Source organism: Micromonospora sp. IBSANI012 (genome assembly GCF_052814045.1).
The window spans coordinates 1,751,563-1,765,202 of record NZ_CP199933.1; the positions used below are offsets into that span (position 1 = coordinate 1,751,563).

Consider the following 13,640-nt stretch of genomic DNA (forward strand, 5'->3'; position numbering starts at 1 on the left):
ACCTGGGGAGGGGACCGACCGGTGACCACTGTCGGCCAGCCGGTGGACGTGCTGCTCAGCGACGGCAGCACCGTCCAGCTGCGCCCGATCCGCCCCGCGGACGGGCCGGAGATCGTGGCGATGCACTCGCGCTTCTCCGAGCGCACCCGCTACCTGCGCTACTTCTCCCCGTACCCGCGCATCCCCGACCGCGACCTGCACCGCTTCGTCAACGTCGACCACCGCGACCGGGAGGCCTTCGTGGTGCTCGCCGGAGACCGGATCGTCGCCGTCGGCCGGTACGAGCGGCTCGGCCCGGAAGCCCCGGAGGCCGAGGTGGCGTTCGTGGTCGAGGACGCCTACCAGGGGCGGGGGATCGGCTCGGTGCTGATGGAGCACCTCGCCGACGCGGCCCGGCGGGCCGGCATCGTGCACTTCGTGGCCGAGGTGCTCCCCGCCAACGGCGCGATGCTGCGGGTCTTCTCCGACTTCGGTTACCAGGTCCAGCGCCAGTTCGCCGACGGCGTGGTGCACCTGAGCTTCCCGATCGCCCCCACCGAGTCGACGCTGGAGGTGCAGCGCGGCCGGGAGCACCGCACCGAGGCCCGTTCGATCGCCCGGCTGCTCGCCCCGCGCGGCATCGCCGTCTACGGCGCCAGTGCCACCGGGCAGGGTGTCGGCGCCGCCGTGCTCGGGCACCTGCGCGACGGCGGCTACCCGGGCGCGATCGTGCCGGTGCACCCCAGCGCGGCCACCGTGGCCGGGCTGCCCGCGTACCCGTCGGCGGCCGACGCCGGTCTCGACATCGACCTGGCGGTCGTCGCCGTGGCCCCCGACGCGGCGCCCCTGGTGGTCGCGGACGCCGCCGCCGCCGGCGCGCACGGCCTGGTGGTCATCTCCGCCGGCTTCGCCGAGGCCGGGGGAGAGGGAGCGGCGGCGCAGCGCGCGCTGGTCCGCGCCGCGCACGCCGCCGGCATGCGGGTGGTCGGCCCGAACTGCCTGGGCGTGGCCAACACCGACGAGAAGGTACGCCTCAACGCCACCCTCGCCCCCGTCCTGCCGGCGCCCGGCCGGGTCGGCCTGTTCAGCCAGTCCGGTGTGTTCGGCGTGGCGCTGCTCGCCGAGGCGCAGCGGCGCGGGCTCGGCCTGTCCACCTTCGTCTCGGCCGGCAACCGGGCCGACGTCTCCGGCAACGACCTGCTCCAGTACTGGCAGGACGACCCGGGCACCGACGTGATCCTGCTCTACCTCGAGACCTTCGGGAACCCGCGCAAGTTCGCCCGGCTGGCCCGCCGGATCGGGCGGGACAAGCCGGTGGTCGCGCTCGCCTCGCTGGCCCGCCCGGCCGGCCTCGGCGCGGGGCCGGCGCTGGACGCCGCCGCGGTCAGCGCGCTGTTCGCCCAGTCCGGGGTGATCCGGGTGGACACCGTCGCCGAGCTGCTCGACGTTGGTCTGCTGCTGGCCCGCCAGCCGCTGCCCGCCGGCCCCCGGGTCGGCGTGGTCGGCAACTCCTCGGCGTTGACCGGGCTCGCCGCCACCGCCTGCGCCGCCCAGGGGCTCACCGTCGCCGACGGGTACCCGCGCGACGTCGGCCCGCACGCGGGCACCGCCGAGTTCAGCACGGCGCTGGCCGAGGCGACCGCGGACCCGGGGGTGGACGCGCTGGTCGCCGTCTTCGCCCCGCCGCTGCCCGGCCAGGTCACCATGGAAGAGGCGGACTTCACCGCCGCCCTGCCGACCGCGCTCGCCGCCGGCAAGCCCACCGTGGCGACATTCCTGGCCGGGCGGGTGCCGGCCGGCGTGCCGGCGTACCCGAGCGTGGAGGAGGCGGTGCGGGCCCTGGCCCGGGTCACCACCTACGCGGCCTGGCTGCGCCGGGACCCGGGCACGCTGCCCGAGCTGCCCCGGGTGGACCCCGTCGCCGGGCAGGCCGCGCTGCGCGCCGACGCCATCGACCCGGCCGGGCTGCTCGCCGCGTACGGGATCGATGTGGTCGGCTCCGCGCCGGCCGCCACGGCCGACGAGGCGGTGGCCGCCGCCGACCGGCTCGGCTGGCCGGTGGCGCTCAAGGCCGCCGCCGCCGGCCTGCGGCACCGGCTCGACCTCGGCGCGGTACGCCTCGACCTGGCCGACCCGGTCGCGCTGCGCCGCGCGTACGCCGAGATGGCTCCGGTCTTCGGCCCGGACGTGCTGGTCCAGCCGATGGTCCCGCCCGGCGTGGCCTGCGTGGTGGAGCTGATGGAGGACCCGGCCTTCGGGCCGGTGGTCGGCTTCGGTCTGGGCGGCGTCGCCACCGAACTGCTCGGCGACCGGGCCTGGCGGGCGGTGCCGCTGACCGACCGGGACGCCGCCGAGCTGGTCGACGAGCCACGGGCCGCGCCGCTGCTGCGCGGGCATCGGGGCGCGGCGCCGGTCGACCGGGCGGCCCTGGTCGACCTGCTGCTGCGGGTCGGCCGGCTCGCCGACGAGCAACCCCGGGTCCGGTCGCTGACGTTGAACCCGGTGCTGGCCCGGCCGGACGGCATGTCGGTGCTGCACGCCAGCGTCCGGATCGGCTCGGCGGGCGCCCGCCCGGACACCGGCCCCCGGCGCCTCTGAGTCGCGGCTCAGCCGCGGCTGGAGATCTGCTGCACGCCCCAGGCGTTGCCGTCCGGATCGGTGAAGAAGACGAAGCCCACATTGTCCAGCGGGTGCGGCACCGGCCGGGGATTCTCGCCCAACACCTGGATCTCGCTGACCTCCACGCCCCGCGCGACCAGCTCCGCGCGCGCCTTCTCCAGGTCGGGCACCACCAGTTGGAGACCCTTGAGCGAGCCCGGCGGCATGTCGGGCACCGCGCCGCGGCCGATCACGACCGAGCAGCCCGAACCTGGGGGAGTGAGCTGCACGATGCGCACGTCGTCGCCGATCCGGGTGTCGTGGTCGACGGCGAAGCCGAGCCGGTCGGCGTAGAACTCCTTGGCCCGGTCCACGTCGCTGACCGGTACCACCACCACTTCCAGTGTCCAGTTCATACGCCGACCCTGCCCCACCGGTACGACAACACCCAAGCGCCACACGCGCCGGGGCCTTCGGATCGTGGGTGGGTCAGCAGGCGTACGCCTCCAGCCGCTGCGCCCGCTCCGGCGCGCGCAGCTTGAGCAGCGTCACCTTCTCGATCTGCCGGATCCGCTCCCGGGACAGGCCGAACTCCTTGCCCACCTCGTCCAGGGTGCGCTGCCGGCCGTCGTCCAGGCCGAACCGCAGCCGGATCACCGCCTGCTCCCGCTGGGAGAGGGTGGCCAGCACGATGCTCACCTCGTTGCGCAGCTCACCGTTGGCGGCCGCGTCACCCGGCTCCTCGCGCGGGTCCACCGCGGCGACGAAGTCACCCAGCGCGCTCTCGCCGTCCTCGCCGACCGCCTGGTCCAGGCTGACCGGCTCCCGGTCGTAGGAGATCAGCTCGATCACCTGGTACTCCGGGATCTCCAGGGCGACGGCCACCTCGGCCACGGTGGGCTCCCGGCCCAGCGAGACCGACAGCTCGCGGCGGACCCGGACCATCCGGTTGACCTGCTCGACCATGTGCACCGGGATGCGGATGGTGCGGGCCTGGTCGGCCATCGCCCGGGTGATCGCCTGCCGGATCCACCAGGTGGCGTACGTGGAGAACTTGTAGCCCTTGGCGTAGTCGAACTTCTCCACCGCGCGGATCAGGCCGAGGTTGCCCTCCTGGATCAGGTCCAGGAACGCCATCCCGCGCCCCGTGTAGCGCTTGGCGATGCTCACCACCAGCCGGAGGTTGGCCTCCAGCAGGTGGTCCTTGGCGGCGCGGCCCTGCGCCACGATCAGCTCCAGGTCACTCTTCAGCTCGGCGGAGACCGGGGTGCAGGCGGAGAGCTTCTCCTCGGCGAACAGCCCCGCCTCGATCCGCTTCGCCAGCTCGACCTCCTGCGCGGCGGTCAGCAGCTTCGTCCGGCCGATCCCGTTGAGGTACGCCCGGACGAGGTCGGTGGAGATGCCGCGCTCGTCGGTCGCGTCCAGGTCGGTCAGGGTCTCCGTGCCGTGCTCGGCGTCGATGGTGGCGGCCGGGCGCGTCTGGTTCTCGATCATCTGCAGGGCCATCTCAGTCTCTCCCCGTGTCCGCTTCTGTGCCGCGTACCGGCCCCAGTGGTGCCGATGACAGACAGCTTTCCAACCGGGGCGTGAAACGGGAGTGAGGCGATCGGGGACCCGACAGCAATCCGGTCGGTTGCCGGGTGTCGTCGCCGGGTCCGCTTGCCGGCGACGGTTACCGTGCCAGCGGTCGGCCACCGGGGCCGGCCGGAACAGGCGACGGAGGACGTGGTGGTCTTCAAGCGGCTCATGCAGGCGATGGGTGTGGGTGGTCCCTCGGTGGAAACCGTGCTGGCCAACCCGAACTGCCGTCCGGGCGGTCAACTGGAGGGACGGATCCAGGTGGCCGGCGGGGACCACCAGGTGGACGTCTCCTATGTGGCCCTCGGCCTGGTCACCCGGGTCGAGGTGGAGAGCGCCGACTCCGAGTACGACACCACGCAGGAGTTCGGCCGGCGCCAGGTCACCGGCCCGTTCCGGCTGGAGCCCGGCCAGCGGTACGACATCCCGTTCCGCTTCGACGTGCCCTGGGAGACCCCGCTGACCGACCTGTACGGGCACCACCTGCACGGGATGACGATGGGTCTGCGTACCGAGCTGGAGGTGGCGCGGGCCGTCGACAAGGGCGACCTGGACCCGGTGGCGGTGCACCCGCTGCCGGCGCAGGAGCGGCTGCTGGAGGCGCTGCTGCGGCTGGGCTTCCGGTTCGCCCGGGCCGACGTCGAGCGGGGGCACATCTACGGCGTACGGCAGAGCCTGCCGTTCTACCAGGAGATCGAGTTCCACCCGGCGCCGCAGTACGCCCGCGCGATCAACCAGCTGGAGCTGACCTTCATCAGCGAACCGCAGCAGACCCAGGTGGTGCTGGAGATCGACAAGCGGGGCGGCATCCTCACCGAGGGGCGCGACGCGTTCGGCCGCTTCACCGTCGACCACGCCACCCTGGACCGCACCGACTGGGCCGCCCAGCTCGACGGCTGGCTCCGCCAGTCCATCCAACGCCGCGGCCTCTTCTTCTGACCCTCACCCCCCCACCCCACCCCCACCCCGGCCGCCTTTCGGCGGTGATCAAGAAGTTTGCGTCAGAAAACCAGGGGCGGTTTCTAGGCTTCAGTGCAACTGATCTTGGTTGGGCTGGAGGTGCTGGTGGCGAGGCCGGGTGTGTTGACGTTCGGGCATCGGCAGGTGTTGGAGCATTTGTGGGCCTCGGGTCGGACGATCTCGCAGATCGCTGGGCTTCTCGGGGTGCCGGTGTGCACGGTGTCGCGGGAGGTGGCGCGGAACAACAGTGCTCGGCATGGAACGAAGAATCCGCTCGGGCGGTCGTTGCCGCCCGGGCGGGCTCGTCGCCCGTATCGGTGGGGGTATCAGGCGCAGTGGGCGCAGCGGCGGACTGACGCGGCGCGACGCCGGGCGACAACGTCGAAGCTGGCGGTGGGTACGCGGCTGCGGCAGGTGGTGGCGGGGAAACTGGCTCGTAGGTGGTCTCCGAAGCAGATCGCCGCGTGGTTGCGGGCCACGTTCGCCGACCGGCCGGAGTTGCAGGTGTCCCACGAGACGATCTACCAGGCGATCTACGTGCAGTCACGGGGGAACCTTCGGGCCGAGTTGACCCGGCAGGTGGCCCTGCGGTCGGGGCGCACTGCGCGGCGCCCGCAGTCACGTACCGCGGGTGCCGCCCGTAGCCGGCGGCCCTGGATCGGCGACCTGCACATCAGCGCCCGCCCCGCCGAGGCCACCGACCGGGCGGTGCCCGGGCACTGGGAAGGTGATCTGGTCATCGGCAAGGCCGGCGCCTCAGCGATCGTGACCCTGGTGGAACGCAGCACCCGTTACGTGATGCTCGGCGCCCTACCCAACGGCCGCGACAGCGAAGCCGTCATCGGCGTACTCACCGACCTGACCACGAGGATGCCGACGCACCTGCGCCGCTCACTGGCCTGGGACCAGGGCGTGGAAATGGCCACCCACCCGCAGTTCACCGTCGTCACCGGCTGCCCGGTCTACTTCTGCGACCCCCACAGCCCCTGGCAACGCGGCACCAACGAGAACACCAACGGACTACTACGCCAGTACTTCCCCAAAAGCAGCTACGACTTCCGCACCATCGACCAGGCCGGCCTCGACGAGGTCGCCCACGAACTGAACACCCGCCCCCGCCAGACACTGAGCTGGGCAACCCCAACCCAGCGTCTCGCTCAACTCATCACGCCCTGACGATTGCACTCACCACTTGACATCGCCAGGCTCGGCTGACGCAAACTTCTTGATCAACGAGGCGGGGCGGGGGCCGGGGGCGGGGACGCGAGGTCAGAGGTCGAGGAGGAGGGTGCGGGGGCCGACGTTGACGCTCTCCACCAGCATGTGGGCGCGGAAGCGGCCGGTCTCGACCTTGGCGCCGCGGTCGCGGAGCGCCTCCACCACCGCCGTCACGAGGGGTTCGGCGACCTCCGCGGGGGCGGCGGCGGTCCAGCTCGGACGCCGGCCCTTGCGGGCGTCGCCGTAGAGGGTGAACTGACTGACCACCAGGATCGGGGCGCCGGTGTCGGCGGCGCTGCGGTCGTCGTCGAGGATGCGCAGCTCGTGGATCTTGCGGGCCATCGTCTGCGCCACCTGCGGGGTGTCGGCGTGCGTCACGCCGAGCAGCACCAGCAGCCCGTCGTCGATCTGGCCGACCACCGCGCCGTCGACCGTCACGCTCGCCCGGCCGACCGTCTGCACCACCGCCCGCATCAGCGGACCCCCCTTCGGCCGCCGTCCGGCTCCGCCGGCGCGACCCGCGTCACGCCATCACCGGCTCGATGACGCCGCGTTCGATCAGGTGCGCCACGATCGGGCCGGCCGCCTCGGCCAGCTCCTGCGGGGTCACGTCGTGCGCGGCGGCCAGCAGGGCGAGCTGGTCGCGCAGCGCCAGCCGGCCGTCGCAGCCGCCGACCAGCGCCAGCACGAGCGGGTCGACCTCCTCGCTCCAGCGCAGCCCGTGCGGCATCGTGAGGACCTGCCGGTCCACCGCCCACCCCTCGTCGCCCATGGTGGCCTCCTGCCGCAGCTGGAGCCCCTCGGCGGCCCGGTAGCGCTCGGCGAGCAGCGCATCGGTGTCGCGTACCCGGAGGAAGTCCTGGCGGTCGAACCAGGTGGCGACCCGGTCGCCCATCGGGGGTTCCACCCGCTGGCGCAGGTCCTCGATCCGGACGACCGGGTCGGCGTGCCCGGACCGGCGCAGCGAGACGATGCCGAAGCCGATCGCCTCCACCTTGTGCGCGTCGAACCAGTCCAGCCAGGCCGCCATCCGCTGCGGGTCGGTCGCCTCGCCGACGTCGGTGAGCCAGAGGTTGACGTACGCCATCGGGTCGGCCACCTCGCGCTGGATCACCCAGGCGTCCAGGCCGGTGCCCGCGAACCAGCCGGCCACCCGCTCGTGCCACTCCTCGCCGGCCACGTGCACCCAGTTCGCCAGGTACTGCATGGTGCCGCCCTCGGTGAGCAGGCCCGGCGCGGCGGCGGCCAGCTCGGCGCCGATCGCGTCGCCGACCCGCCCGGAGTCGCGGTAGACGTGGGTCGTGGTGCCCGGGCCCACCACGAACGGTGGATTGCTCACCACCAGATCGAAGCGGCGTCCGGCGACCGGGGCGACCAGGTCGCCGCGGAGCAGTTCCCAGTCCTGGCCGTTGAGCGCGGCGGTGGTGGCGGCGAAGCGCAGCGCCCGCTCGGAGACGTCGGTGGCGGTGACCCGGTCAGCGTGGGTGGCCAGGTGCAGCGCCTGGACGCCGGAGCCGGTGCCCAGGTCCAGCGCGGTCTGCACCGGCCGGCGGACGGTGGCGCCGATCAGCGTCTGGGTGGCGCCGCCGATGCCGAGCACGTGTTCGCTGTGCAGCGGCCGGCCGGGGCGGGCGCTGGCCGGCACGTCGGCGAGGACCCACCAGTCGTCCCCGTACGGTTCCAGGTCGACGCCGGCGCGCAGGCCGTCGCCGTGCCGTTCGACCAGCCCGCCGGCGAGCGCCTCGGCGAGGTCCAGCGGGGCGAGCGCGGCGGCGACCGCCGCCTCGGGCTCGGTCTGGTCGCAGATGAAGACCCGGATCAGCGTGGCGAGCGGGTCGCGGTCCTCGGTGGCGCGCAGGGCGGCGCGGAAGTCGTTGCGGGCCACCCCGCCGGTGGCCTGCGCGCCGAGCCGGCCGGCGATCCCGTTCGAGGTGAAGTCCGCCCGGCTCAGCGCGGTGCGCAGCGCCTCGACGCCGGCGGGGGAGAGCAGCATGTCGTGTCGTTCCACGTCGCCATCCTGCCCCCCGACGGCGGTCGATCGGCCGGCACCCGCGACATCCATACCGCGAGCTGTATTGATTGGCCGTTATCTCTTTTATGACCATCAATGTATGGCTAGCATCTGGCCCAACATCCGTCGATGGGCGTCCCGGCGGCCACCAGCCTGCCCGGGGCGTACCGGTAGGGAGTCAGACGATGTCCGCTCTGCCCGTGCCCCGGCGCCGCGCGATCCGCGCCCTCGCCGTCACGGCCGCCGCGGCGGCGCTCTCCGTCGCCGCGTCCACCCCCGCCCTCGCCGCCCCCACCGGAGAGGTCCGCGGCGCGTCCGCGCCCGGCGCGATCAGCGGCAGCTACCTGGTCGTGCTGCGGGCCGACGCGGTCGGCGCCGCGAACACCCTCGCCGCCCGCACCGCCGTGCCGGACCGCGCCGCCACCCTCGCCAAGCGGTACGGCGGCAGCGTCGCCGACGTCTACAGCGCCGCCCTCACCGGCTTCAGCGCGAAGCTGAGCGCCGGCCAGGCCCGCCGGCTCGCCGCCGACCCGGCCGTCGCCTACGTCGAGCAGGACCGGGTGGTCACCGTCCAGGGCACCCAGGCCAACCCGCCGTGGGGCCTGGACCGGATCGACCAGCGCAGCCTGCCGATCAACGCCAGCTACACGTACCCGAACACCGCCTCCAACGTCCGGGCGTACATCATCGACACCGGAATCCGGACCACCCACACCGACTTCGGTGGCCGGGCCAGCTGGGGCACCAACACCGTCGACAGCAACAACACCGACTGCAACGGCCACGGCACCCACGTCGCCGGCACCGTCGGCGGCAACCGGTACGGCGTGGCGAAGGCCGTCCGCCTGATCGCGGTGAAGGTGCTCAACTGCTCGGGCAGCGGCAGCACCACCGGCGTGGTGAGCGGCATCAACTGGGTGACCGCCAACGCGGTCAAGCCGGCGGTGGCCAACATGAGCCTCGGCGGCGGCGCCAGCTCGTCCATCGACAACGCGGTGACCAACTCGGTCAACTCGGGCGTCACGTACGCGGTGGCGGCCGGCAACTCCAGCGCCAACGCCTGCGGCTACTCGCCCGCCCGGGCCGCCGCCGCGATCACCGTCGCCACCACCAGCAGCGACGCCCGCGCGTCCTACTCCAACTACGGCTCCTGCGTGGACATCTTCGCGCCGGGGTCGAGCATCCTGTCCGCCTGGCGGACCAGCGACACCGCCTCCAACACGATCAGCGGCACGTCGATGGCCTCGCCGCACGTGGCCGGCGCCGCGGCGCTGGTGCTCTCAACCAACCCGTCGTACACCCCGGCGCAGGTGGCCAGCTACCTGACCACCAACGCCACCACCGGCAAGGTGACCAACCCGGGCACGGGCTCGCCGAACCGGCTGCTCTTCGTCGTCAACTGACGGCGCCGTCCGGCGCGACGGAGCCGGACGGGTCAGGCGACCGGCAGCGCCGACTCGTCGACCCGGGCGGGGCTGGGCTCCGCGGGCCAGGCCCGGGCGGGGCCTTCCACGTGGAGGGAGACCTCGGTGCCAACCGGGACGGGCTCGGAGTCGTCCCAGACCCGGGCGGTGACCCGGGTACCGTCGGCCAGCCGGAGGGCGACTAGCGCGTCGTGGCCGTGGAAGTCGTGCCGCAGCACGGTGGCGGTCACCGTGTCGGCGCCCGACGCGGGGGCCAGGCGCAGTTGCTCCGGACGGACCAGCACCGTGACCGGGCCGTCGGCCGTCGGGCCGGCGATCGGGAGGGTGCCCAGCGGCGTGCGGGCGGCCCCGGCGGAGGCGACCGCCGGCAGCAGCACCGCGTCGCCGACGAACCCGGCCACCCACGGGTCGGCCGGCTCCCGGTAGAGCGTGGTCGGCGTGGCGGACTGCACCACCCGCCCGGACCGCAGCACCACCACCCGGTCCGCCACCGACAGGGCCTCGCCCTGATCGTGGGTGACCAGCACGGCGGTCGCCCCGTCGACCCGCAGCGCCTCCCGGACGTCGTGCCGCAGCCCGGCTCGCAGCCCGGCGTCGAGCGCGCTGAACGGCTCGTCGAGCAGCACCAGCGACGGGCGCGGCGCCAGCGCCCGGGCCACCGCGACCCGCTGCTGCTGGCCGCCGGAGAGCTGGTGCGGCATCCGGTCGCCGTGCCCGGCGAGCCCGACCAGGGCCAGCACCTCGTCGACCCGGTCGCCCCGTCGGTCGGCGCGGTCCAGCCCGTAGGAGATGTTCGCCGCGACGGTGAGGTGCGGGAAGAGGGCGCCCTCCTGCGGCACCACGGCGATCCGGCGGCGGTGCGCCGGCAGGTGCCGACCGGGGCCGGCCACCTCGCGCCCGTCCACCCGGATCGCTCCGGCGTCGAGGCGTTCGAAGCCGGCCAGGCAGCGCAGCAGGGTGGTCTTGCCGCAGCCGGACGGGCCGAGGACGGCGGTCAGCGCGCCCGCCGGGACGGTCAGGTCCACGCCGTCCAGCGCGGTCACCGGGCCGTACCGCTTGACGACGCCGGTCAGCACCACCTCGCTCATCGGTCCTCCTTGTCGAGCAGGCCGCCCCGGGCGACCAGCCACCAGGTGGGCAGCGCCGAGATGACCACCAGCAGCGCCGCGTACGGAGCGGCGGCCGCGTACGCCCCGACGGAGGTCGCCGTCCACAGCTCGGTGGCCAGGGTGTCGGTGCCGGTGGGGCGCAGCAGCAGGGTGGCCGGAAGTTCCTTCATGCCGGTGAGGAAGACCAGCGCCGCCCCCGCCCCGATTCCGGGCAGGGTCAGCGGCAGGGTGACCGTGCGCAGCACGGCCAGCGGCCCGCGCCCCAGCGAGCGGGCCACCTCCTCCAGGCCGGGTGGGGCCTGGGCGGCGGCGCCGGCCACCGCGCCGACGGCCAGCGGCAGGAAGAGCGTCGCGTAGGCCAGCGCCAGCAGCCACGGGGTCTGGTACAGCGGATACGCGACGCTGATGCCGAAGAAGATCAGCGACAGCCCGATCACCACCCCGGGCAGGGCGTGGGCCAGATAGGCGAGCCGGTCCAGCGCGGTGGCCAGCGGGCCGGGGGCGCGTGCGGTGAGCAGCCCCAGCGGCAGGGCCAGCAGCATGGTCAGCGCGGCGCCGGCCAGCGACAGCCAGAGCGAGTTGCCGGCGGCCGTGGCGACCTCGCCGAGCGCGCCGGGCCGGGACACCCCGCTGACCAGCCGACGGGCCAGGCTGAGCGCCGGCACGCCGAGCGCCAGCGCGGCCACCGCGAGCAGCGCGGCGAGCGCGGGCCAGCGGGCCGGACCGAGGCGCAGCCGGGCGGCGGGGCGACGGGCGCCGCCGAGCCGGGCGTACCGGGCGCCGCGCCGGCGGGTGGCGGTCTCCCCGGCCAGCAGCAGCACGGTCAGCGCCACCAGCACGCTGGAGAGCACCAACGCGCCGGTGCGGTCGAAACCCAGGTCGAAGGCGACGAAAATGGCCCGGGTGAAGGTGTCGGCGCGCAGGATCGACACCGCGCCGAAGTCGGCCAGCACGTAGAGCGCGACGAGCAGCGCCCCGGCGGCGGTCGCCGGCCGGATCTGGCGCAGCGTGACGTCGGTGAAGGTGCGCCAGCCGCCCCGGCCCAGCGAGCGGGAGACCTCCTCCTGCGCCGGGTCCGCGCCGCGCAGCGCCGCCGCGACCGGCAGGAAGACGTACGGGTACGAGCAGAGGGTCAGCACCAGCGCGGCCGGCCAGAAGCCCTCCAGCCGGTCGAAGAGCGAGACCCAGGCGAAGGCGGCGATGTAGGTGGGCACGGCCAGCGGCAGCGCGGCGAGCACCGCGAAGGCGCGCCGACCGGGCAGGTCGGTCCGGGTCACCAGCCAGGCGGCGCCCACGCCGAGCAGCACGCAGGCGGTGGTGACCACGGCGGCCAGCGCGAGGCTGCGGACCGCCAGCAGCCCGACCCGCTCGGTCCACAACTCGGCGACGACCCGGTCGGCGCCCGCCTCGGCGGTGCGTACCGCGAGGTAGACCAGGGGGATCAGGGCCACGGCGACCGCGGCGGTCGAGGCCGCGAGCAGCGCCGGGCGCGGCGCCAGCCGGCGCACCGACCCCGGTACGCCGAAGCGGGCCGGCCCGGAACGGGCCGGCCCTGCCTTGGGCGCAGTGGTCGGGGCGGTCAGGGTACGAGCCCCGAGTCCTTGATCAGGCCGATCGTGGCGTCCAGCGTGTCCAGGTCGTTCAGGTCGATGTCCGGGGTGTCCAGCTCGGCCAGCGGCGGCACGCCGGCCGGGGTGCCGGCCCCGGTGACCACCGGGTACTCGAAGGTCTGCTCGGCGAAGTACTTCTGCGAGTCCGGGCCGAGCAGGAAGTCCACGAAGGCCTTGGTGTCCGGGTCCTCGGCGGAGCGCTTGAGCACGCCGACGCCGGCGACGTTGACCAGGGCGCCGGTGTCGCCGCCGGGGAAGAAGTGCAGCTTTGCCTTGAGCGCGTCCGGGGTGGTGCCCTTTTCCTTGGCCACCTCGCCCAGGTAGTAGTGGTTGACCAGGCCGACCTGGATGCTGCCCTTGTCGATATCCTCGACGATCTTGACGTTGTTGTCCCGGATCTGCGGCTCGTTGGCCTTGAGGCCGGCGAGGAAGTCCTTCGCCTTCTGGTCGCCGTGCTGCACCCGGATCGCGGTGACGAACGCCTGGAACGAGGCGTTGGTCGGGGCGACGCCGATCTTGCCCTTCCACTTCGGGTCGGTCAGCGCGAAGACCGACGTGGGCAGCTCGGCGGCGGGCACGCTGTCGGCGTTGTACGCGAGTACCCGGGCGCGGGCGCTGACGCCCACCCACTGGCCGGTGCGGGCCCGGTAGATCTGCGGCACCTTGTCGAGTGCGGCGGCGGGCAGCGGGGCGAACATGTCCCGCTTGGCGACCGCGCCGAGGGCGCCGGCGTCCTGGGCGAAGAAGGCGTCGGCCGGCGACTTGCCGCCCTCCTCCACCAGCTGGGCGGCGAGCTGGGCGGTGGTGGCGTAGCGGGTCTTGATGGTGATGCCGGTCTGCTGGCTGAACTTGTCGAGCAGCGGCTTGACCAGGGCCTCGTTGCGGCCGCTGTAGACGGTGATGGTCTTGTCGCCGGGCTTGCCGGGATCGGCGGCGTCGTCCTCGCCGGACCCGCACGCGACCAGGCCGAACGAGAGCAGGCCGGCGGCGACGGTGACCGCGAGGGACCTGCGGGCGGGAACGGGCACGGCGGCACTCCTTCGGTTCCGGCCGGCGGGCGCTCCACCGACGCGGAGAAGTTAGCACAGGCTAACCTTGGTGTTCCTGTGGGTCCGGGGCCCGCTCGGGGAGTCGGCAACGCGCCCGTTGCGCC

General features: G+C 73.9%; 11 protein-coding genes. 4 read left to right on the forward strand and 7 right to left on the reverse strand.

Annotation, left to right across the window (positions count from 1 at the left end):
• The first annotated feature begins 21 nt into the window (after positions 1–21).
• A complete protein-coding gene (locus tag ACTWM8_RS08240; RefSeq protein ID WP_446213281.1) occupies positions 22–2,577 on the forward strand; it encodes a bifunctional acetate--CoA ligase family protein/GNAT family N-acetyltransferase in 2,556 nt (851 codons plus the stop codon).
• Between the two features lie 8 nt (positions 2,578–2,585).
• Here ACTWM8_RS08240 and ACTWM8_RS08245 read toward each other — a convergent pair whose 3' ends face one another.
• Positions 2,586–2,993 (reverse strand): VOC family protein, encoded by a 408-nt coding sequence (locus ACTWM8_RS08245; protein WP_210779659.1) that lies wholly within the window; start codon positions 2,991–2,993, stop codon positions 2,586–2,588.
• A 73-nt stretch (positions 2,994–3,066) separates the two neighbouring features.
• Complete coding sequence (gene sigB / locus ACTWM8_RS08250) at positions 3,067–4,083, reverse strand: RNA polymerase sigma factor SigB (RefSeq protein ID WP_435820028.1); 1,017 nt, start codon at positions 4,081–4,083, stop codon at positions 3,067–3,069.
• Between the two features lie 222 nt (positions 4,084–4,305).
• On the opposite strand from sigB, the gene ACTWM8_RS08255 reads away from it, so the two are divergent.
• Together ACTWM8_RS08255 and ACTWM8_RS08260 are read left to right on the forward strand one after the other, a co-directional pair.
• The gene (locus ACTWM8_RS08255; protein WP_446214499.1) at positions 4,306–5,094 is read left to right on the forward strand and encodes a sporulation protein; all 789 of its coding nucleotides are present in this window, start codon (positions 4,306–4,308) and stop codon (positions 5,092–5,094) included.
• A gap of 93 nt (positions 5,095–5,187) precedes the next feature.
• The gene (locus tag ACTWM8_RS08260) at positions 5,188–6,291 is read left to right on the forward strand and encodes an IS30 family transposase (protein WP_446210420.1); all 1,104 of its coding nucleotides are present in this window, start codon (positions 5,188–5,190) and stop codon (positions 6,289–6,291) included.
• Between the two features lie 93 nt (positions 6,292–6,384).
• On the opposite strand, the gene dtd is transcribed toward ACTWM8_RS08260, so the two are convergent.
• Complete coding sequence (gene dtd / locus ACTWM8_RS08265) at positions 6,385–6,807, reverse strand: D-aminoacyl-tRNA deacylase (RefSeq protein ID WP_238451226.1); 423 nt, start codon at positions 6,805–6,807, stop codon at positions 6,385–6,387.
• Between the two features lie 49 nt (positions 6,808–6,856).
• A complete protein-coding gene (locus ACTWM8_RS08270) occupies positions 6,857–8,341 on the reverse strand; it encodes a DUF7782 domain-containing protein (protein WP_446213282.1) in 1,485 nt (494 codons plus the stop codon).
• Positions 8,342–8,529: 188 nt separating this feature from the next.
• Here ACTWM8_RS08270 and ACTWM8_RS08275 point away from each other — a divergent pair, with 188 nt between their 5' ends.
• Entirely contained in the window at positions 8,530–9,747 is a 1,218-nt protein-coding gene (locus ACTWM8_RS08275; RefSeq protein ID WP_446213283.1) for a S8 family peptidase, read from the forward strand.
• 32 nt (positions 9,748–9,779) lie between these two features.
• On the opposite strand, the gene ACTWM8_RS08280 is transcribed toward ACTWM8_RS08275, so the two are convergent.
• The 3 genes from ACTWM8_RS08280 to ACTWM8_RS08290 all read right to left on the reverse strand — a co-directional run bounded on the left by ACTWM8_RS08280 (position 9,780) and on the right by ACTWM8_RS08290 (position 13,515).
• Positions 9,780–10,856, reverse strand: a complete 1,077-nt coding sequence (locus ACTWM8_RS08280) for an ABC transporter ATP-binding protein (protein ID WP_446213284.1) — start codon at positions 10,854–10,856, stop codon at positions 9,780–9,782.
• A complete protein-coding gene (locus tag ACTWM8_RS08285) occupies positions 10,853–12,385 on the reverse strand; it encodes an ABC transporter permease (RefSeq protein WP_446213285.1) in 1,533 nt (510 codons plus the stop codon). The genes ACTWM8_RS08280 and ACTWM8_RS08285 overlap by 4 nt, the downstream gene beginning before the upstream one ends.
• A 71-nt stretch (positions 12,386–12,456) precedes the next feature.
• Positions 12,457–13,515 carry an iron ABC transporter substrate-binding protein gene (locus tag ACTWM8_RS08290; protein ID WP_446213286.1) on the reverse strand — a complete coding sequence of 353 codons (1,059 nt, stop codon included), beginning with the start codon at positions 13,513–13,515 and terminating at the stop codon, positions 12,457–12,459.
• Positions 13,516–13,640 lie beyond the last annotated feature (125 nt).